Origin of the sequence: Pseudomonas sp. NPDC087814 (genome assembly GCF_044742865.1) — a bacterium.
Taxonomy (GTDB): Bacteria; Pseudomonadota; Gammaproteobacteria; order Pseudomonadales; family Pseudomonadaceae; genus Aquipseudomonas.
The window spans coordinates 13,586-34,153 of the sequence record NZ_JBIUVK010000064.1 but is presented as its reverse complement, the minus strand read 5'-3'; the positions used below and the strand labels follow the sequence as shown (position 1 = coordinate 34,153).

Below are 20,568 nucleotides of genomic sequence, written 5' to 3'. Positions count from 1 at the left end.
GCGAGGCGCCGACAGGCGGGGCAGAGCCCTTTGCTTACTTTGGGGCTTTTCCAAAGTGAGCCGCTGTAAGAGCGGAACCATAGGTGGCCGTTACCGAAAAAACGGATATGTACTTAAACCAATCGCCAAAAAAAACGGCCTCATCTGGAGGCCGTTTCTCATCACATCTCAACGCTTAGGTGCGCATCCCACGCCCACTCACCAGCAACCGCGCACACCCCACGTACAGCACCACAGTCGCCACCAGCATAAACGTGATCGCTACACTGATCTTGATATCCGAAACGCCCAGGATCCCATAGCGAAACGCGTTAACCATATGCAACACCGGGTTAGCCAACGACACCGTCTGCCAGAACGGCGGCAGCAAGGTGATCGAATAAAACACCCCACCCAGATACGTCAGCGGCGTAAGAACAAACGTCGGAATAATCGAAATATCATCAAAGTTGCGCGCAAACACCGCATTGATGAACCCCAGCAACGAAAAGATAGTCGCCGTCAGCACCACCACCAACAGGGTGATCCCGAGGTGATGCACCTGCAAATGGGTAAAGAACAGCGACAGCAACGTCACAATCACCCCAACCATCAACCCGCGCAGCACACCGCCCAGGGTGTAGCCGATCAAAATCGTATGAGGCGACACCGGCGACACCATCAATTCCTCGATGGACCGCTGGAACTTGCTGCCAAAAAAGCTCGACACCACGTTGCCGTAGGAGTTGGTAATCACCGACATCATGATCAACCCTGGCACGATGTACTCCATATAGGTGAATCCACCCATATCACCAATCTGCCGACCAATCAGGTTACCGAAGATCACGAAGTACAAAACCATGGTGATCGCCGGCGGCAGCAAGGTCTGCGGCCAGATCCGGGTAAAGCGCTTCACTTCGCGATAAACGATGGTCTGCAGCGCGACAAGGTTGGGTTGCAGTTCCGAACTCATACCGCCACCTTCGCCAGATTTTTCTCCACCAGGGACACAAACAACTCCTCAAGGCGATTGGTTTTGTTACGCAGGCTCAGCACCTCGATGTTCTGGGTAGCCAGTTGGCCAAACAGCGCGGTGATGCCCACGGCTTTGTCCACCTGGACTTCCAGGGTGTGGCTGTCCACCAGGCGATTCGGGTAGCCGATCAACTGGGGCGCAACCGTCATGTCGTTTTTCAGGTCGAGCAGGAAGGTCTCGACGTGCAACTGGCTCAGCAAATTACGCATGCTGGTGTTTTCGACAATGGTGCCGTGGTCGATGATGCCGATGTTGCGGCACAGCTGCTCAGCCTCTTCCAGGTAGTGCGTGGTGAGGATGATGGTGATGCCTTTCTGGTTCAGCTCGGTGAGAAACGTCCACATCGAACGACGCAGCTCAATGTCCACGCCCGCCGTCGGCTCGTCGAGGATCAGCAGGCGCGGTTCGTGAACCAGGGCGCGAGCGATCATCAAGCGGCGCTTCATGCCCCCGGACAGGGAACGCGAAGGCACGTCGCGCTTGTCCCACAAGCCCAGTTGCGTGAGGTATTGCTCGGCGCGTTCCTTGGCGATCTTCGGCGGGATGCCGTAGTAACCGGCCTGGGTCACGACGATGTCGAAGGTCTTTTCAAACTGGTTGAAGTTGAACTCCTGGGGCACCACGCCGATGCTGCGCTTGAGCGCCGCCGGGGATTTGTCCAGGTCGTTGCCAAAGATGTTCACCGTACCGGTGGTCTTGTTGACCAGGGTCGAGAGAATCCCGATGGTGGTGGATTTGCCGGCGCCATTGGGGCCGAGCAAGGCGAAGAAATCACCTTCGGCGACGTCCAGATCGATACCACTCAGGGCCTGGAAACCGTTGCCGTAGGTTTTGGTTAGCTGCCGGATGGACAGAGCGGAACTCATATCGGATTACGCACCAAAGAAGAGGAATAGAATTGTTACATGAGGGCAGACCGCACGGAATACAACGGCTGCGCGTGACAAGTATGGTGCTTGTCCGCGCCGCACAAGTACAGTAACCCGTATTAATAGTCGGTATCAGGTCAACGCGGTCATGACCGATTTCTGATAGGCCGGGCGCTGGCGCAGCCGCTGGTACCAGGCTTCCAGGTTAGGCATCGACGGGCGTTCGATGGGCATTTCGAACCAGGCATAAATGAAGCTGCCCAAGGGAATATCACCCATGCCGATCTCGCTGCCGGACAGGTAAGGTTGCGTGGCCAAGGCCTGATCCACCGTCTGCAAAACGTCGATGCAGGCCTGGCGACCGGCGTTGATGGTGTCCCAGTTCTGTTTTTCAGCCGGGGTTCGCAGCACGCCCCAGAACACGGTCTTGAACGGTTCGGCCAGGGTCGAGGTGGTCCAGTCCATCCACTTTTCAGCGTTGGCCCGGGCTTGCAGCTCGCTGGGGTACCAGTTCGAATCCGGCGCATGTTTGGCGGCCAGGTAGCGCACGATGGTGTTGGATTCCCACAGCACAAAATCGCCGTCTTCAATCATCGGCACCCGGCCATTGGGGTTCCGCGCGCGGTATTGCGGCGTGTCGACCACACCAAAAGCCCCGCCCGCATCAATTGCCTCATAGTCCAGGCCGAGCTCCTCGGCGCACCACAGTGCTTTCCTGACATTTGACGAATTTTTACGACCCCAGATTTTCAGCATGACCGCCCCGATTTTGAAAAAGATGGTTGGATGAATGCCGGGGCAGCATACGCCGGATCACGTCCGGCTTAAATCACTCTGCATGTCCCCCAGCAGGATCGGCATCTGCTCGCCAAACAGGTGCGGGTAACATTTCTGGATGTGGGCGAAGAAAAATTCCTCGGGCACCTCGGCAAATTGCCCATGGTCCACCACGTACTCCATGGAGCGCTGGCCCTTGCGGTTGAAGGCGTGAAAAACACTGTCATGAATGCCATCGAAATCCAGCGGCGGCGCATCGAACAGTTCGCACAGTTGCTGGTTGAACGCCGGCGTGGCCTTGACCCAACGGCCGTCCAGATACAACTCGGTATAGCCATGCATGGCAAATACGTCACTTCTGAGCAGCTCGATCAAACGGGGCGTCGAGAGGTGGTTACGCACGTCGGCCAGGCCGATGCGCGCCGGGATCCCGCAGTGCCTTGCGCACGCCGCCAGCAATGTTGCCTTGGGCACGCAATAACTCTCGCCGGCCGCCAGTGCGAAGCTCGCGCTGAGGGTTTGCGGGTCGCGACTGAAGGTATAGGGGTTATAGCGCACCGCCTCGCGCACAGCGTAGTAAAGACTGACTGCCTGGTCACGAAGTGCGGCACTAGAACCGCGATGTTTTTCGGCGAACTCCACCACCGCAGGGTGGTCACTATCGATGAAGCGGCCGGGATTCAAGTACGCATTCATGAGGTTAATCTCAGAGAGCAAGCCCTGAGTCTAACCACAGGCATGCACCTGGGATAACGACGATTCGGCCAAATGTCGGCGCCTGGTGCTGATCATTGCCGGCACACCACGTAACACCCTCGTCACCCCGCTTGTTCGGATGCCGACTAAGCTCTGAGGTGATTTCGCACCTGGTTTCACGGAGGATTGAATATGCTGTTGTTGTGGATACTGGTTCTGGTGGTGGGCATTGCCTACCTGGCGCACCGGCGCATCGCGCCCCTGCCCGCCATCGGCGTGGTCGCCGTCTACCTGTTGGCGATGGGCGCCTTCAGCCACGCACCAGGCTGGTTGCTGCTGATCTTCTGGGTACTGATCGCCGTGGTAGCCGCCCCGCTGCTGCTACCGGACCTGCGCCGCAAGTACTTCACCGCGCCGCTGTTCAACTGGTTCCAGAAAGTCCTGCCGCCGATGTCCGAGACCGAGCGCGACGCCATCGACGCCGGCACCGTGTGGTGGGACGGCGAGCTGTTCAGCGGCCGCCCCGACTGGGACAAGCTGCTGGCCTATCCCAAGGCGCAACTGACTGAAGAAGAACAAGCCTTCATCGACGGCCCTACCGAAGAACTGTGCGCCATGGTCACCGACTGGGAAATCGGCCAGGCCATGGACCTGCCACCCGCCGCCTGGGAACACATCAAGCAGCATGGCTTTTTTGCCCTGATCATCCCCAAGGAGTTCGGCGGCAAAGGCTTCTCCGCCTATGCCCACTCCCAGGTCGCGATGAAGCTGGCGACCCGCAGCGGCGACCTCGCCTCCACGGTCATGGTCCCCAACTCCCTGGGCCCGGCCGAATTGCTGCTGCACTACGGCACCGATGAACAACGCAACCATTACCTGCCACGCCTGGCCCGTGGCGACGATATCCCGTGCTTTGCCCTGACCGGCCCACTGGCCGGTTCCGATGCCGGCTCCATGCCCGACACCGGGGTGATCTGCAAAGGCGAATGGGAAGGCAAGGAAACCCTCGGCCTGCGCCTGAACTGGGAAAAACGCTACATCACCCTCGGCCCGGTAGCGACTTTGCTCGGCCTGGCCTTCAAGGCCCATGACCCGGATCATCTGCTGGGCGACAAAGAAGACCTGGGCATCAGCCTCGCGCTGATCCCCACCGACACCCCGGGTGTTGAAATTGGCCGCCGTCACCTGCCACTGGGCGCCGCGTTCATGAACGGCCCCAACTCCGGCAAGGATGTTTTCATCCCGCTGGAATTCCTGATCGGTGGCCAGGAAATGCTCGGCAAGGGCTGGATGATGCTGATGAACTGCCTGTCGGTAGGCCGTTCGATTTCCCTGCCTGCCGTCGGAACGGGCGCGGCCAAGTTCACCAGCCTGGTGACCGGCCAGTACGCCCAGGTTCGTGAGCAGTTCAACGTACCGCTGGCGGCCTTTGAAGGCATCCAGGAAGCCCTGGCCCGCATCGGCGGCAACGCGTGGCTGATGGACAGCGCGCGGATGCTCACCGCCAACGCGGTCGACCTGGGGGAAAAACCCTCGGTACTGTCGGCGATCCTCAAGTACCACCTGACCGAACGCGGCCGCGAATGCATCAGCCACGCGATGGACGTGCACGGCGGCAAGGGCATCATCATGGGCCCCAACAACTACCTGGGCCGCAGCTGGCAGGGCGCGCCGATCTTCATCACCGTGGAAGGCGCGAATATCCTCTCGCGCAACCTGATGATCTTCGGCCAGGGCGCAATTCGCTGCCATCCGTTCGTACTCAAGGAAATGGCCCTGGCCGGTCGCGAAGACCATGACCAGGCGCTGAAGGAATTCGACGGCCTGCTGCTGCAGCACATCGGCTTTGCCGTAGGCAACGCCGCCAGCACCCTGGTGTTGAACCTCGGTTTCGGTCACTTCGAAAAGGCTCCGGGCAACAGCCTGAGCCAGGGCTATTTCCGCGCACTCAACCGTCAGGCCGCGGCGTTTGCGATGCTGGCGGACCTGAGCATGATGCTGCTGGGCGGCGAGTTGAAACGACGCGAACGCCTGTCGGCACGTCTTGGTGATGTGCTGAGCCACATGTACCTGGCATCGGCTGCACTCAAGCGTTATCACGACCTGGATTCGCCAGACCACCTGGAACCGCTGTTCGCCTGGGCCATGGAAGAGAGCCTTGGCCACTCCGAGCGTGCACTGGATGAACTGCTGACCAACTTCCCGAGCAAGGTGTTGGGTTGTCTGTTGCGGGTGATCGTGTTCCCGTTCGGCCGCCGTCATAAAGGCCCGTCCGATGCGCTGGATGCCGAGGTGGCCGCAGTGCTTGGTCGCGCCAAGGGTGACCCGACCCTGGAAGCGGTGCTGGCGGGCTGCTATCGCCCACAGTCCGCAGAAGATCCGGTGGGCGCCCTGCAACACGCCTACGACCTGTTGGCCGACAGCCATCCGTTGCAGAAAAAACTCCACGAAGGCCTCAAGAGCGGCCAGGTCAAACCGACCGCGGGCGAACACGCCATCGATGCCGCGCTGCATGCCGGCGTGCTGCAACCGGCCGAGGCGCAAACCTTGCGTGACGCCGAAGCAGCGCGACGCAAGGTGATCGACGTGGATGATTTCAGCAAGGAAGAGCTGAGCCAGGCTGAGGGAAAAGTCCGCTGATCCCAGCGGTCATATAAAAACGGGTAGAGTGCCCTGCCTCACAAATACTGATCCCTTTTGACGGCGTCTGTTGTCGTCATGCTGCGTTGCCGCTCCTCGCCATAGCAAGCTATGACTCGTCGCGGCGCCTTGCCTGACAACAACAGCCACTCGTCAAAAGGAATCGTATTTGTGAGGCAAGGCACCGAGCTATATACTCTCGCGCCCGTTTTGCTCTTGAGGACTTATCTTGTGTCCAATGTCGTTGCCGATCATCTCGTCTTGCTCGACCACCTGCGCAGCATCCTGGTTGCCGTCGGCGAAGCCGAACAGGTTCCCGAGGAAAGCCACCTCCTGTTCCTGGAGCGCTTCGATGAACTGCGCGCCTTGCTGCCCATCGACCCGATCGAAAGCCAGTACCTGGGCCAGGACATGATGAGCCAGGTCATCCTGCGCTACCCGCAAATTGCTCACCTGGTACCGCGCGACCTGCTGTGGTTCTTCGGTGGCGACTGCCTGCACTTCATGCCCGACGACGAGCTGGACCTGTACCAGGCCCTGGAAGAACGTCGCTTCGAAGCTGAACAGAACGACGAACCGTTCGACTGGAACCAGGAAAAGCAGTTGTTGGCCATGTCCAATGACCAGCCCAAGCACTGATTTCAGGGCTCACGCAGATCAAATGTGGGAGCGGCGGTGCGACGGTTCGACTTGCTCGCGAATGCGGTGGTTCAGTCAATATTTTAGGTGACTGATACACCGCATTCGCGAGCAAGCCCGCTCCCACATTTAAACTGTATTCCTACCGTTTCTTCAGCGTCGGCTCTTTGGCCATGCACTCCACCAGATAATCAATAAACACCCGCAACTTCGGCGGCAGGTACCGCGTCGGCGAATGCAGTAACCACGCATCCCCGTGGTACGACGCAATGAAATCCCACCCCGGCAACACCTGCACCACCTCCCCCGCCTCCAGCGCATGCCGCGCCGTGAAATACGGCAAGCTGCCAATCCCCACATGTTGCAATACCGCATCCAGCCGCACGCCTGTGTGATTGGCCGCATACCGCCCGCGCACGCCCACCGTCACCGCCTTGCTGCCCTGACGAAACTTCCAGCGCGCATCCCCCGGCGTCTCACCCAGGTAGATGCAACTGTGCTCCAGCAAATCATGGGGATGCTGCGGCGTACCGTGCTCCGCCAGGTACCGCGGCGTGGCGCAGATCAAATGCTCGATCGGCAGCAACTGGCGCCCCACCAACCCCGGCGGCGGGCTGTCGGTGATGCGGATACTCAGGTCGACATTGTCATCAATCAGGTCCACATGCCGGTCCTCCAGGATCAACTGCACGTCGACCTTGGGATAACGCCGCAAAAACTCCGGCATATGCGGATGCACCACAAAACGCCCTACCGCCTTGGGCACGCTGACCCGCACCAGCCCTTCGGCTTCATGGGTGTATTGGCCGCTGATTTCCATCACCGACCGCGCAGCACTGACCATTTCCTGGCAGCGCTTGAACACCTCTTCGCCGCCTTCGCTGAGGCGCAATTTGCGCGTGGTGCGTTGCAACAGGCGAGTCGCCAGGGCCTTTTCCAGGCGTGAGATGCTGCGGCTCACGGAGGACGGTGATGCTCCCAGTTGGCGCGCAGCCTCGGAGAAGCTGCCGGTTTCCACCACCTTGACGAAAATCGCCATTTCGCCCAGCAGCGGTAAGGGAAGATTGATGCTCATGACGCACAAGTCCATTGAGATTTGAACGGATTATCACCCATTGGTGCACTTCTTATACTGCCGGTTAGAAACCCTGATGCGGATATAAATGATGACCCAGCGCCTGTTTTTTACCCATGACCACCTGAATGCCGAACTTGAAGTGCTGGGATGCACACCTTTTGATAACCAGTTTGCGGTAATCCTGCAGTCCACAATCTTCCATCCACAAGGTGGCGGCCAGCCCTCCGACACCGGCTGGCTCGGGGAAAGCCAGGTGTTGAAGGTGGTGCAGGAAGGCGATCATGTCGTGCATTACGTAGACCGCCCCGTGGCTCCCGGCGTGATCCAGGCACGCGTCGATGAAGACCGCCGCACCTTGCACACGCGCCTGCACTCGGCCGGGCATCTGATCGGCAATGCCGGTGAAACCCTGGGCTGGATGCCGATCAAGGCTCATCACTGGCCGGGCGAAGGCAAGATCACCTTTATTCGCGGCACCTCGGCCCAGGCCATGGACGCCGAGGCGATCCAGCGGCAAGTCGACCAATGGATCGCCGCCAACCTGCCGCGCCATATGGCCCTGGATGACGGTACGCGGCAAGTGGGTTTTGGCGACCTGCCGGCCTATGCCTGCGGCGGCACGCACGTGCAGGCATTGGGGGACGTGGGCCAGGTGACGATCCTGGCCCTCTCCGAGAAAAAGGGTGCATTGTCGGTGCGCTATACCCTGAACTGACTAAACCGCAATCGCCCCCGCCCTGCCCGGTTCCACCACAAACGACTTGAGGGTCGAGACGCTGGCGTTCGGATCCCGGGGATCGGAAATCACCCGGAAGTTCGTCAGCATATTCCTCTCCTCAAGCGCCACCGACACATAGCCGCGCTGGCGGCTGTCGAAAAACTTCACATGGGGATTGAGGGGCAGGATCGCACTGAACGCATCAAATGGTGGCCCGTCAGACGTCACCGACGTGCCGACAAACTCGGTCGCGACCACGGGCGAATCCGGATTCCCTGCGTCAGCGTGCAGGTCCGTCGTCCAGAACGAGTGAATATCGCCGCCCCAGAACACCGGGTTATTCACCTTTCTGCGCACCATCGACGCAAGCATCCGCTCACGGTTGGCCATGTAACCATCCCAGCCATCGGTCCAGCGGCCGGGCTTGTGGTTGGTCAGGTCACGTTGCGTGAGCGGCGCGACCAACAGGTCCTGCGCGATCACGTTCCATTGTGCCCGGGACTCGGCAAAACCCTGATCCAGCCAAGCCTCCTGCTCCCAGCCGAGCATGGTGCGACGGGGATCGCGCAGGTCAGCACAGGTGTTCGCGGCCACATGTCCCTTGTGGCTGCCATTGGCCAGGATGCATGGCTGCTCGGAGCGGTACTGACGCCCATCCAGCACATGGAAACGCGCCAGCCGGCCGTAGTCCAAACGCCGATAGAGGCGCATGTCCGGCCCGCGCGGCAGGCTGCTGGCCCGCAGCGGCATGTGCTCATAGAAGGCCTGGTAGGCCGCCGCCCGCTGCTTGAGAAAACTCGTCACCGGGATGTTCGGGTCCTGGGACCACTGGCTGGCATAGTCGTTTTGCACTTCGTGATCGTCCCAGGTGACCACACTGGGCGCCGCAGCATGCAGTGCCTGCAAATCCGGATCGGTCTTGTACAGGGCGTAGCGGTTGCGGTAATCCACCAGATTCAACGCATTGCCGCTGCCGTGGGGGCGAATGATCTTGCCGGAATCAGCCGCGTAGGAACTGTCATAGATGTAATCCCCGAGGAAAAACACCAGGTCAGGCTGCTCGGCGGCCAAATGCCGATAGGCGCTGAAGTAGCCTCGCTCCCAATGGGAGCAGGAGACAAAACCCAGCTGCGCCGATGCCATGGCATGCACCGCCGGCGCAGTGCGCGACTGGCCCACCGGGCTTTGCGCACCGAGGCCTTCGAACTGGTACCAGTAAGGTCGACCCGCCTCCAGCCCGGCGACTTCCACATGCACCGAATGGGCGAAACGCTCGATGGCCATCACCTCGCCCTGGCGCACAACGCGCGTCATCGCTGCATCGCGGGCCACCTTCCAGCGCACCGGCACCGCTCGGCTCAGGCCACCCCGACCGTCGGCGGCATTGAACAGCGGCGCGAGGCGCGTCCAGATCACGAAACCATCGGGCAATGGATCGCCTGACGCCACGCCGAGGGTGAAGGGATAGTCGATGCCTGCACTACGGGCAAACGGGCTGAGGATCGAAAACGCCGTGGCAACTGCAAGCCCGCCCAGTACGCGACGGCGATCGTGATTCACACTCATCAACTGCGCTCCTTCCAAGCATCCCGCACCGACCAAAACAAATGCTTGTGTAGCGTTCTTACCACTGGCAGCAGGGTGGATAAATGCGGCAGTGCAATGCTCATGCAGGGGGACTCGCGAAATAAATTCTCCAAGAATGTACCCGCGTCGTGTCAGTTTCATTACGTAGATAAATAGACCTACGAGTCGTCTGTAAGACGCGTCCTAGAGCCTTAAAAGCTTAAATTAAAGTTAACCATTCGGTCATTTTTGGTTGCTAGCGTGTCGCCCCTAATCAACTGCGGGGTAGCGGAATGAGAACTTGGGATGAACCCAAAAAACGCAAGGCACACATCGAACTGATCCCGATGATCGACGTGATGATGTTCCTGTTGGTGTTTTTTGTACTGGTGAGTTTGAACGTGATTCCGGCCCTGGGCATGAAGACTCAGCTGCCGAGCGCCAGCAGTTCACAGCAGCTCAAGCCGCAAAATAAATTCATCCTGACCCTGGGCCTGGAAGGTCAGCTGCAGCTCGATGGCAAGGACCTGACCGTCGACGCGCTGGTGCCTGCACTCAAGGCCGGCGAGAAGCCAGACACCAAGTCGACGATCATCGTCAACAGCGACAAAGGCGTGGAAGTGTCGCGCCTGGTCGAGGTGATGGACACCCTGCGCCTGGGTGGCTTTACCTCTGTCTCCATCGCCACGAAAAAGTCCTGATCATGTATGCCTTGTTTCGTGCGCGTCGGCTGCTGGGCAGTGTCCCGGCCCTGATCGCCCTGGTGCTGATTGCACTGGGTATCCAGTCCCAACCCCTGAAGATCCAGCCGCAGTACGACGAGTCGGCGGTTGAACTCGCGCTGGTCGAGCCCGAGCCGGAAGTGGTCCCCGAGCCCGTGGTGGAAGAACCGCCGCCACCGCCGCCGGTGATCGAAGACGAGGAGGCCGAACCTGCCCCTCCGCCTCCGCCACCCAAGCCGATCCCCAAACCACTGCCAAAGCCTGAGCCCAAGCCAAAACCGGTGCCCAAGCCCGTGGTCGCCAAGCCAACGCCTGTGCCTGCGCCAGCTCCGGTGGCCGCCAAGCCGGTGCAAGCCGCTCCCGCTCCCACGCCAGCACCCGCTGCGCCACCGGCGCCGCCGAAAGTCGACGGCCAGGCACTGGAAGGCGGCTACCTCAAGGGCTTGCGCAACGAGTTGGACACCTACAAGCAATACCCCACCGGGCGCCAGGCGTCCCTTGAACGCCCGAGTGGCGAGGTGGTGGTCTGGTTAATGGTGGACCGCCAAGGCCGCGTCCTCGACTCCGGGATCCAGACCCCGGCGCCGAGCATGCTGCTCAACCGGGCCGCCACCAACAGCCTGCGCCGTATCAAGCAGGTGAAACCGTTCCCCGAACAAGCCTTCGGTGGACGTAACGAGCAGCGCTTCACCGCCACCTTCAACTACAGCGTGCAATAAGCACACACCACCAGGACGACAGTGATGAAGTTCACCCGGATTCATCTGGCACTCGTTGCCGCGACGAGCATGACCCATGGAGTGGTCATGGCAGATACCAGCGACAGTGACGTCGGGACTATTGGGGTACAGGGCAAGGCAACCGCTGGGGGCGGTTACATGGTCCAGGAAGAGAGCGCCAAGGGCCGCTCGACCATCACCAAGGAAGCATTGGACAAACAGACGGCCACCGGCAACGCCATCGACAAGCTCAAGTACACCCCGGGCCTGAACATCTCCAGTGAAGACAACACCGGCCTCTCGGGTTTCCGCTTCACCATGCGCGGCATGAACTCCGACCAGGTCGGTATGTCGGTGGACGGCATGCCGATCAACGACTCCGGCAACTACGCGTTGTACTCCAACCTGTTGGGCGACCCGGAAAACATCGACCAGATTTTCGTCACCCAGGGCTCGTCGGAAGCCGACGGCCCGCACATCGGTTCCAGCGGCGGCAACATCGGCATCGTGACCATTCGCCCCACCAAGGAAACCGGTGCCTTCGTCAAGCAAGTGGTCGGCAGCAACGCCACCCGCAAGACCTTCGCCCGCCTCAATACCGGTGAAGTCAACGGCCTGAGCAACTGGCTGTCGGCCTCCCACACCGAAGGCCAGATGTGGCGCGGCTCGGGTGCCGTACGTGCGGACAAGGTGGAGTGGAACAGCTTCTTCGACGCCGGCAACGGCAACACCGCCAACCTGATCCTCAAGTACCACGAGCAGGACAACAACAGTTACAGCCAGTTGACCAAGGCACAGTTCCAGCAGTACGGCCGCAAGTACGACCCGTACCCGGCGACACCGGCGGTGGGCGCCAACGGCAAGGTCAGCAGCTACTACGACCTGGCGCAGAACCCGTTCCAGACCTTTACCGCCGTGCTCAACACCCAGTACAAGCTGAGCGACAACCTGTCCCTCTCGGTGATCCCGTATTACTACTACGGCAACGGCAGCGGCGTGGGCTCCTCGGCCTATGCGCTGAACAGTGGCTCGAACAAGGGCGGCGTTTTCGACCTCGGCAACCTGCCGACACAGGCTCAATACAACGCCGACGGTTCCGCGACCACCGGCGTCTACTACCGCCCTTCGCGCACCCAGACCTGGCGCCCGGGCATCACCACCAAGCTGAACTGGGACCTGGGCGACCACAGCCTGCAATTCGGCTACTGGTATGAACGCGCCCGCCAAAGCCAGACCCAACCGTTCATTGCCCTCAAGAACAACGGCAAGCCAAGCGATACCTGGCCCGACGGCAACTCCGTGGTCGACGCCAACGGCAACACCGTACAGGGTCGCGACCGCTACACCGTGACGCCGGCGCAAAAGGTCTGGACCCAGGACACCTGGTACATCAACTCGGACTGGACGTTGATCGCGGGCATTGCCTACATGAACGTCGAGCGTGACGGCACCAACCACGGCAGCCTCACCGAGCAACCCGGCAAGGCCAGCCAGACCTACAACAAACTGCTGCCCAACGCCGGCCTGAAATACCAGCTCGACGAGCGTGACCAGTTGTTCTACAGCCTGTCGCGCAACATGCGTATTCCACAGAACTACGTGCTGTACGACAAAGGCGTCGGCTCCCTCGACTCCAAGCCGGAACTCAGCTGGAACCAGGAACTGGGCTGGCGCTACACCGGCGAAGACAGCACCCTCGCCGCGACCCTGTTCTACATGCAGTTCAAGAATCGCCAGCTCACCTCCCTGGACAGCAACGGTGATTCCGCCGACATCAACGCCGGCACCGTCATCAACAAAGGCCTGGAACTGGAGTGGAGCGGCAAGCTGCCGCACAACTTCAACTACTACACCTCCTACACCTACACCAGCTCCAAGCAGCAGGACGACCTGACCGTCTACAGCGCCGGCAAGCCGATCGTGCTGCCCACCAGCGGCAAGCAGTTCGCCAACGTGCCGACCAACATGCTGGCGGCCAACATCGGCTATGACGACGGGCGCTTCTACGGCACCTTCGGCGGCAAGTTCACCAGCAAGCTCTATGGCGACCTGACCAACGACGAAGCCATCTCCGCCCGCACCATCTTCAACCTCGGCGCCGGTATCTACCTGCCGGTGGACAAGAAAGTCGTCAAGGACGCAACCCTGCGCCTGAACGTCGACAACCTGTTCGACAAGAAGTACCTGGACGGCGTGTACACCACCAAGACCAACTCGGCGAGCTACAGCGGTTTCCGCGATGGCGACCCGGCCTACATCGTTGGGCTTGACCGCACCGTCACCGTTTCCCTGGAAGCCAATTTCTAACTGCGAGGCTCAGCATCATGGACATGAACCTGCTTCACCAAATCACCTTTTATGTGATGTACGCCGCACTGGCGATTGCAATCTTCATCACCATCGAACGTGGCATCTACTTCGCCTACGTGCGCCGCCAGGCCCGTGCATTGACCGAAGTGCTGGGCGCCAATGTGCACAGCGAACGCGACCTGCCGGAAAACCTGACTCGCCGTGACAGCCTGCCGCTGAGCATGGTGCTGCCGATCCTGGCGCAGAAGGCGTCCCAGGGTTCGCGCAAGGACCTGGATGACGAGATCGAAACCCAGTACCTCAAGACCCGCGCGCCGCTGTCGCGCAGCCTGTGGATCATCGAAACCATCACCACCGCCGCGCCGCTGCTCGGCCTGCTGGGAACCATCCTCGGCATCATCGACACCTTCAAGGCGCTGGCCAGTGCCGGTGTGTCCGACCCGGGCCAGATTTCCGGTGGTATCGGTACGGCCCTGTTCGCCACGGGTTTGGGTATCGCCATCGCGCTGTTCTGCGTGGTGTTCCACAACTTCTTCCAGGACAGCCTGGAGCGTATCAACGACCAGCTGAAAATCCTGCTGATCCGCGCGGCAACCGGTGCCCGCGTGCAGGGTGAAGTGCCGCACCTGGTACCGACCCCGCTGCATACCCGCACCGCATGACCTTCAAGGCGGGCGCGTGATGCGCCCGCCTTTCTTTTTGCCCGATGAGACGCCTATGTCCCTCTCGATGAAGTTGCGTATCGCAGGCCTGACCGGCTTGCTCCTCAGTCCGCTTGCCCAGGCGGACTTTTCAATTCCGGGGTTTGAGTTGGTACACACCGTGCCAGTGGACACCCAACTTGGCACCGCCGATCTGCGCCAGCCCGGCCCCGTGTGGATCCAGCTGTTCGACGGCGCGAAAAGCCGCATCGACATCGGCCAGTTCTACGCGGCCGACCATCCTGGCTCGGTGATGGACAAGGTGATTGAACACCTGGAAGCCGCCGGCAAACGCGGGGTGAAAATTCGCTTCCTGCTGGAAGAAAAAGGCGTGCGGCTGTCGGAAGCCTCGACCTTGGAGCGCCTGAAAGCCATTCCCAACCTGACCTTCCGCATCCTGCCCTATGGCAAGCTGAGTGGCGGGATCATCCACGCCAAGTACATGGTAGTGGATGGCAAGCAGGCGTTTATCGGCAGCCAGAACTTCGACTGGCGTTCGCTGGAGCATATCCACGAAACCGGGCTGTTGATCAGTGATGCAAACGTCGTCGCCCAGACCCAGGCCATTTTTGAACAGGACTGGCAGGCCCAGGCTGCGTTGGCCGACAACCAGCCTGTTGCCCTGCCCGCCACAGGTGCCACACCGGCACGCACCGGCAACTACCTGGTAGCCAGCCCCCAGCGCTACAACCCGCCGGGTGTGGGTGATTCGCAGCTGGAACTGCCACGTCTGCTGGGCGAGGCGAAAAAGGAAGTGCGCGTACAACTGCTGGACTACGCGCCGCTGTCCTATGGACCTGACAGAACCCGGCCTTACTACGCGATGATCGACAACGCCGTGCGTGCAGCGGCAGCGCGCGGGGTCTCGATCAAGTTGATGGTATCCAACTGGAACACCGAAGCACTGGAATTGCCGTACCTGAAAAGCCTGGCGGTGCTGCCGAATGTCGAGGTCAAGATCGTCACGCTGCCCGAGGCCAGGCAAGGATTTATTCCTTATGCGCGGGTGATCCACAGCAAGACCATGGAAATCGACGGGCAAGTGGCGTGGGTGGGCACCAGTAACTGGCTGGGGGGTTATTTCGATAACTCGCGCAACCTGGAAGTGGTGATGCGCAGTGAAGCGATGGCCAAGCGCGTGGGAGATTTACACGAACAGCTGTGGGACGGGCCGTACGCCAAGGCACTGGACGCGACAAGCGAGTACCCGGAGCCGCATCCGGGCAAGCCGTGAGCCGTTGCCTGCAAATCCCATGATTTGCGGGCAATGTCACATTGCCAGATATGAATGTTGCACTTTTCCGCCGTTGCGCTGACCAACCCTGCACACCTCATGGATGGAGAGCAGGGATGAACACCACACGCAATGGACTGTACGGTACGGCGCTGGTTTGGGCGGCCATCGGGCTGGCAGGTTGTGCCAATTCCATGACCTCCACCGGGGTGCCGGGGGTGAAGATGGGCGACAGCTATGAGCAGGTACTCGCCGTGGTCAGCCGTGACAATACGGTGACCAGGAAGATCGACGGGCAGGGATTCCGGGCTGAGGGTTACTCGCAGACGTTCAAGGATTGTCGCAGTACATATTTTATCTTCCAGGGCGCCGATGGCTTGCAGATGGTCAGCCATGAGCCCGCGCCGCATCTGTCGGTCAGCCAGAACTGCCGCCAGCCATGAGCACTTTACGTGTCATTCCCGCCCTGTTCCTGGTGCTCCTCAGCGGCTGCGGCCAGGTGTATAACATCCGCTCCCTCAACACCGCCTATACAGCGCCACCGTCTGCCGAGACGGCGCGCTTGCGCATTATCAGCGACGGCATGGTGCGCGCAGTGCCCGGGCGCGATTGCCTGGACTGGAATGTTCCCGGAGCAGGCGTGATGGTGTCCGCCAAATCCGGCTTCGCCGACCGCAATGGCGCAAGCCTGGGGATGCCGGGGCCGATTTACACCTGGGACGGTGCGGTGTCGTCCGAACAGGTGATTCCGGCGAACACGCCCATTGCCTTTCATTACCTTGGGTTGCCGCAATATGGCCGGCAATGTTTCAACACCATGACCTTTATCCCCAAGCCCGGCATGGACTACATGGTGCGAGCATCAATGTCCGGGAGTTGCTCATTCGAGCTTGCTGAGCTGCCGAAAGGTGCCGAACGATGGAGTCCGATTGAACCGACGCCGTCGGGAAGGCTGTCGATGTGCCATGCGATGGATAATTTCTAGCGGTACAAACGCAACGTGGGCCGAGGCATTGCACTCCGGCTCACAAAAAACCCACAAACAAAAACGCCGATCATTGCTGATCGGCGTTTTCGTTAAATATGGAGCGGGAAACGAGACTCGAACTCGCGACCCCGACCTTGGCAAGGTCGTGCTCTACCAACTGAGCTATTCCCGCAAATGGCGTCCCCTAGGGGACTCGAACCCCTGTTACCGCCGTGAAAGGGCGGTGTCCTAGGCCACTAGACGAAGGGGACACGCTACTGAAACACATGGTGTGTATTTCAGTGCCCAGAGATTAAATCCGAAGATTACGCCCTGGTTTCACTCAGTGCCGCCCGAGGGCAACACTGCTTAAATTTGGAGCGGGAAACGAGACTCGAACTCGCGACCCCGACCTTGGCAAGGTCGTGCTCTACCAACTGAGCTATTCCCGCATATGGCGTCCCCTAGGGGACTCGAACCCCTGTTACCGCCGTGAAAGGGCGGTGTCCTAGGCCACTAGACGAAGGGGACACACGTACAACATTCACTCCCTACCGCGTTTCGCTGTGTGCTTTACGCTGTAAGTGGCGCGCATTCTATGGATGGATTGGGAGGTCGTCAACCCCCAAGGATAAATTTATTTAAATCAATGACTTCGCCGTGGTTTACGGGGGTTGCAAGGGTTTCTCGCCGTCCAGGCTTTGGCGCCTATATTCTGGCGTTCCACAAGGCGCTATAGTTCGCCACAGCAAATGATGGCAATGTGCATCTACGCAGGGACTGCCCCGCTATATAGAAGAAACTACTGACGCAACTGGTCGCTCAGTCCTATCCGGTCACTGCACCAGTCACTACACTTCAATGCAAACCCCATAAAGAGGTCACACCGGTGACACCACTCATGATCACCCTGCTGGTAATAGCCGGGATCGTAATACTGATCGCCATTGGCTACATGAACCACGTGGTGGAAAACAATAAGCTGGAAAAGAACCGGACCCGGATCGAACTCAATGACCGGCTGCGCCGCTGCGGCGAAATCACCGAGACCTTCCCTGGCCAGTTGATGACGCCGCGACTCAAGTTGCTGCTGACCCGCCTGGAGCTCAACGTCAACCAGCGCCTGCTGAACCTCGACAAGTCCAATGCGTCGCTCAAGGCACGCATCACTGAACTCAACGCACTGGTGGCCCAGGGCGAATCGATTCCGGTGAACAACCCGCCAGGCCCGATCCAGACCGAAGCCAAGGCCAAGGATGTACGTTTCCTGCTCGAAGCACTGCATGGCCAGGTGACCCGAGCGGCCCAGGACGGTTTCCTGCCGACCAATGAAGCCAAGCACTGGATCAAGGAAATCCGCCATATCCTGGTGCTGCTGCACATCGAGTTCTTCAACAACCTGGGCCAGCACGCGCTGCAACAAGGCCAGCCGGGCCAGGCTCGCCTGGCGTTCGAACGCGGCGTGCAGTACCTGCGCAAGCAACCGGAGCCGGTGGTGTACAGCCAGCAGCTGCAATTGCTCGAGAAACAGCTGGCGCGCGCCAACTCCATGGTGCTGTCCAACCTTGAACCGGCTGAAGACGAGGTCAACGAATTGACCGAAGGCTTGAAAGTGGTGGATGCGGACGCCGACTGGAAGAAGAAAGCCATCTACGACTGATCCCCTGCCATTGTGGTGGGCGGCAAACCCGCTCGCCACATGCCATCACTCTGCACCTATCCCCTTCCCCTCGAATAGCGTAAAAAAGGCCCCTCTCTCCGTTAACGAAAAGGGCTTCGCCATGCCTGTCGTGCTCATCGATGGACAACCGCTGCACTACCTCGACCAGGGCACCGGCCCGGCCGTTCTCCTCGGTTCCAGCTACCTGTGGGACAGCCAGATGTGGGCGCCGCAGATCGAAGCCCTGTCGCAACAGTACCGGGTGATCGTCCCCGAGCTTTGGGGCCACGGCGAGTCCGGCGCACTGCCTGCAAACACTGCATCCCTGGACGACCTCGCACGCCAGCACCTGGCGCTGCTGGATCACCTGGACATTGCCCGGGTCAACCTCGTGGGCTTGTCGGTCGGCGGCATGTGGGGCGCACGCCTGGCGCTGCTGGCTCCCGAGCGGGTCAACAGCCTGGTGCTGATGGACACGCACCTGGGCGCCGAGCCGGAAGCCACTCGCCAATACTACTTTTCGCTGTTCAAGATGATCGAAGATGCCGGCGCCATTCCAGAACCGCTGCTGGATGTGGTGGCACCGATCTTCTTCCGTCCCGGTATCGACCGGGAGTCGGCCTTGTACCAGGATTTCCGCAACGCACTGCAGGCCTTCCCCAAGGAACGCCTGGTGCACAGCATCGTGCCCCTGGGCCGGATTATCTTCAGCCGCGCGGATGTGCTGGAACAACTGGCGCGCCTCGACACCGACACCACCCTGGTGATGTGTGGCGAGCAGGACAAGCCACGCCCACCGGCCGAATCAGAGGAAATGGCGGCCTTGATCGGCTGCGCGCTGACGTTGATTCCGCACGCCGGGCATATCTCCAGCCGGGAAAACCCCGATTTCGTCAACGAAGCGCTGCTGACCTTCCTGGCCAACAACGCCTGACCGCCCTGCCCTTTGATCACCGCAGGCCTGCGGTGATCAAAGGCGGAAGTGCCCGACCATCCCCTTAAGCTCCGTACCCAACTGCGCCAGCTCGATGCTCGACGCTGCATTGCCCTGCATGCTCAACGCCGATTGATCGGCACTCGCACGGATGCTGGTAACGCTGCGGTTGATTTCCTCGGCCACCGAGCTTTGCTCTTCGGCCGCTGCGGCAATCTGCTGGTTCATCTGCTGGATCAACGACACCGCCGCCGCGATGCTGCCCAGGGCGCTTTCGGTTTCCAGGGCATCACTGACCGCCAGCTTGACCAGTTCGCCGCTCTGCCTAATCTGCTGCACCGAAGCCTGCGCAGCGCTGCGCAAGGTACTCACCAACCGTTCGATTTCCTCGGTCGATTGCTGGGTGCGCTTGGCCAGCGCCCGCACCTCGTCGGCCACCACGGCAAAACCGCGGCCCTGCTCGCCCGCCCGCGCCGCCTCGATGGCCGCATTCAGCGCCAGCAGGTTGGTTTGCTCGGCCACGCTCTTGATCACCTCAAGGACGGTGCCGATAGTCTGGATCTCCGCGCTCAGGCTTTCGATGCTGGTACTGGCGGAGGTCGCGGAACTGGCCAGCAATTCGATACGCTGCAAGCTCTGGCGCACCACCTGCTGGCCGCTGTCGACCTTGTCATCCGCCGTCTGCGCCGCCTGGGCCGCTTCTTCGGCGTTGCGCGCCACATCGTGCACGGTGGCGGTCATCTGGTTCATGGCCGTGGCCACCTGCTCGGTTTCTTCCTTCTGGCTGCTGACCTCGATATTGGTCTGCTCGGTGACGCTGGACAGCGAATGGGCCGAACTGGCCAGTTGCTCGATACCCGCCTGCAACCCGCTGACCATGCTGCTCAGGCCGCTGCTCATCTGTTGCATCGCGAGCATCAACTGGCCCATCTCGTCCCGGCGACTGACTTCCATGCGGCCACTGAGATCACCGGCGGCAATCTGCTGGGCCACTGCAATCACGCTGCGCAACGGTGCAACGATCAAACGGGTAATGATCCACGCGGCAATCAGCCCGACCAATAACGCCAACGCCGAAGAACCGATGATCAGCAACGCGCTTTTCTTCAACTGCGACTGCATCGACAGGTCTTCTGCATCGTAGGCCTGATTGACCCGGGTGACCACTTCGGCTGCGCGCTCGTGCAACTGCTTGTAGACGACTTTTTCCTGGGCCAGCAGCCCGGTGTATTCGCCGAGTTTTTCACTGAAGGCCGCGATATGCCCGGACACTTCGTTAAGCACGGTTTGGTAGCCAGGATCCTTGACGGTGGTTTTCAG

The 20,568-nt window shown here is 60.4% G+C and carries 19 protein-coding genes, 4 tRNA genes and 1 pseudogene; 12 read left to right on the top strand and 12 right to left on the bottom strand.

What is annotated here, in order from left to right:
* Positions 1-175: 175 nt before the first annotated feature.
* The 4 genes from ACIOMR_RS28390 to ACIOMR_RS28375 all read right to left on the bottom strand — a co-directional run bounded on the left by ACIOMR_RS28390 (position 176) and on the right by ACIOMR_RS28375 (position 3,360).
* Positions 176-955, bottom strand: a complete 780-nt coding sequence (locus tag ACIOMR_RS28390) for an ABC transporter permease (RefSeq protein WP_003217229.1) — start codon at positions 953-955, stop codon at positions 176-178.
* Complete coding sequence (locus ACIOMR_RS28385; protein ID WP_003217227.1) at positions 952-1,884, bottom strand: ABC transporter ATP-binding protein; 933 nt, start codon at positions 1,882-1,884, stop codon at positions 952-954. Before ACIOMR_RS28385 ends, ACIOMR_RS28390 begins: the two co-directional genes overlap by 4 nt.
* Before the next feature lie 135 nt (positions 1,885-2,019).
* Positions 2,020-2,643 carry a glutathione S-transferase family protein gene (locus tag ACIOMR_RS28380; protein ID WP_102369632.1) on the bottom strand — a complete coding sequence of 208 codons (624 nt, stop codon included), beginning with the start codon at positions 2,641-2,643 and terminating at the stop codon, positions 2,020-2,022.
* A 57-nt stretch (positions 2,644-2,700) separates the two neighbouring features.
* Positions 2,701-3,360: a transglutaminase family protein gene (locus tag ACIOMR_RS28375; RefSeq protein ID WP_401197694.1), complete on the bottom strand. Its 660-nt coding sequence runs from the start codon at positions 3,358-3,360 to the stop codon at positions 2,701-2,703.
* 192 nt (positions 3,361-3,552) lie between these two features.
* Between ACIOMR_RS28375 and ACIOMR_RS28370 the strand changes: the two genes are divergently transcribed.
* The gene (locus ACIOMR_RS28370) at positions 3,553-6,000 is read left to right on the top strand and encodes an acyl-CoA dehydrogenase (RefSeq protein ID WP_008431294.1); all 2,448 of its coding nucleotides are present in this window, start codon (positions 3,553-3,555) and stop codon (positions 5,998-6,000) included.
* Between the two features lie 231 nt (positions 6,001-6,231).
* Positions 6,232-6,639 (top strand): PA2817 family protein, encoded by a 408-nt coding sequence (locus ACIOMR_RS28365; RefSeq protein WP_003217220.1) that lies wholly within the window; start codon positions 6,232-6,234, stop codon positions 6,637-6,639.
* Positions 6,640-6,781: 142 nt separating this feature from the next.
* Here the strand turns inward: ACIOMR_RS28365 and ACIOMR_RS28360 are convergent, their stop codons facing one another.
* Positions 6,782-7,714 (bottom strand): LysR family transcriptional regulator, encoded by a 933-nt coding sequence (locus ACIOMR_RS28360; RefSeq protein WP_003217218.1) that lies wholly within the window; start codon positions 7,712-7,714, stop codon positions 6,782-6,784.
* 91 nt (positions 7,715-7,805) lie between these two features.
* On the opposite strand from ACIOMR_RS28360, the gene ACIOMR_RS28355 reads away from it, so the two are divergent.
* On the top strand, positions 7,806-8,432 hold the full coding sequence (locus tag ACIOMR_RS28355; RefSeq protein ID WP_177021208.1) for an alanyl-tRNA editing protein: 627 nt from the start codon (positions 7,806-7,808) through the stop codon (positions 8,430-8,432).
* On the opposite strand, the gene ACIOMR_RS28350 is transcribed toward ACIOMR_RS28355, so the two are convergent.
* Positions 8,433-10,001 carry an alkaline phosphatase gene (locus ACIOMR_RS28350; protein ID WP_102369635.1) on the bottom strand — a complete coding sequence of 523 codons (1,569 nt, stop codon included), beginning with the start codon at positions 9,999-10,001 and terminating at the stop codon, positions 8,433-8,435. It abuts the gene before it with no gap.
* 293 nt (positions 10,002-10,294) lie between these two features.
* Between ACIOMR_RS28350 and ACIOMR_RS28345 the strand changes: the two genes are divergently transcribed.
* The 7 genes from ACIOMR_RS28345 to ACIOMR_RS28315 all read left to right on the top strand — a co-directional run bounded on the left by ACIOMR_RS28345 (position 10,295) and on the right by ACIOMR_RS28315 (position 16,672).
* Entirely contained in the window at positions 10,295-10,702 is a 408-nt protein-coding gene (locus ACIOMR_RS28345; RefSeq protein ID WP_003217209.1) for a biopolymer transporter ExbD, read from the top strand.
* 2 nt (positions 10,703-10,704) lie between these two features.
* A complete protein-coding gene (locus tag ACIOMR_RS28340) occupies positions 10,705-11,442 on the top strand; it encodes an energy transducer TonB (protein WP_003217207.1) in 738 nt (245 codons plus the stop codon).
* 24 nt (positions 11,443-11,466) lie between these two features.
* Positions 11,467-13,749, top strand: coding sequence for a TonB-dependent receptor (locus ACIOMR_RS28335; RefSeq protein ID WP_008431274.1), 2,283 nt, complete (start codon positions 11,467-11,469; stop codon positions 13,747-13,749).
* 17 nt (positions 13,750-13,766) lie between these two features.
* A complete protein-coding gene (locus tag ACIOMR_RS28330; RefSeq protein ID WP_177021680.1) occupies positions 13,767-14,414 on the top strand; it encodes a MotA/TolQ/ExbB proton channel family protein in 648 nt (215 codons plus the stop codon).
* Between the two features lie 55 nt (positions 14,415-14,469).
* Complete coding sequence (locus tag ACIOMR_RS28325; RefSeq protein WP_401197687.1) at positions 14,470-15,687, top strand: phospholipase D-like domain-containing protein; 1,218 nt, start codon at positions 14,470-14,472, stop codon at positions 15,685-15,687.
* A 116-nt stretch (positions 15,688-15,803) separates the two neighbouring features.
* The gene (locus tag ACIOMR_RS28320; RefSeq protein ID WP_102606452.1) at positions 15,804-16,130 is read left to right on the top strand and encodes a hypothetical protein; all 327 of its coding nucleotides are present in this window, start codon (positions 15,804-15,806) and stop codon (positions 16,128-16,130) included.
* A complete protein-coding gene (locus ACIOMR_RS28315) occupies positions 16,127-16,672 on the top strand; it encodes a hypothetical protein (protein WP_219405987.1) in 546 nt (181 codons plus the stop codon). The genes ACIOMR_RS28320 and ACIOMR_RS28315 overlap by 4 nt, the downstream gene beginning before the upstream one ends.
* A 99-nt stretch (positions 16,673-16,771) precedes the next feature.
* Here ACIOMR_RS28315 and ACIOMR_RS28310 read toward each other — a convergent pair.
* The 4 genes from ACIOMR_RS28310 to ACIOMR_RS28295 all read right to left on the bottom strand — a co-directional run bounded on the left by ACIOMR_RS28310 (position 16,772) and on the right by ACIOMR_RS28295 (position 17,185).
* Positions 16,772-16,847, bottom strand: a tRNA-Gly gene (locus ACIOMR_RS28310).
* A gap of 3 nt (positions 16,848-16,850) precedes the next feature.
* Positions 16,851-16,926 (bottom strand) — tRNA-Glu (locus ACIOMR_RS28305).
* A 104-nt stretch (positions 16,927-17,030) separates the two neighbouring features.
* Positions 17,031-17,106, bottom strand: a tRNA-Gly gene (locus tag ACIOMR_RS28300).
* Between the two features lie 3 nt (positions 17,107-17,109).
* Positions 17,110-17,185: transfer RNA gene (locus tag ACIOMR_RS28295), tRNA-Glu, on the bottom strand.
* 370 nt (positions 17,186-17,555) lie between these two features.
* Between ACIOMR_RS28295 and ACIOMR_RS28290 the strand changes: the two genes are divergently transcribed.
* On the top strand, positions 17,556-18,314 hold the full coding sequence (locus ACIOMR_RS28290; protein ID WP_003217193.1) for a hypothetical protein: 759 nt from the start codon (positions 17,556-17,558) through the stop codon (positions 18,312-18,314).
* A gap of 121 nt (positions 18,315-18,435) precedes the next feature.
* On the top strand, positions 18,436-19,248 hold the full coding sequence (locus ACIOMR_RS28285) for an alpha/beta fold hydrolase (protein ID WP_008431265.1): 813 nt from the start codon (positions 18,436-18,438) through the stop codon (positions 19,246-19,248).
* A gap of 36 nt (positions 19,249-19,284) precedes the next feature.
* On the opposite strand, the gene ACIOMR_RS28280 is transcribed toward ACIOMR_RS28285, so the two are convergent.
* Complete coding sequence (locus ACIOMR_RS28280; RefSeq protein WP_371132479.1) at positions 19,285-20,127, bottom strand: methyl-accepting chemotaxis protein; 843 nt, start codon at positions 20,125-20,127, stop codon at positions 19,285-19,287.
* Between the two features lie 18 nt (positions 20,128-20,145).
* A pseudogene (locus ACIOMR_RS28275) lies at positions 20,146-20,370 on the bottom strand (HAMP domain-containing protein); the annotation flags it as partial.
* Positions 20,371-20,568: the final 198 nt, after the last annotated feature.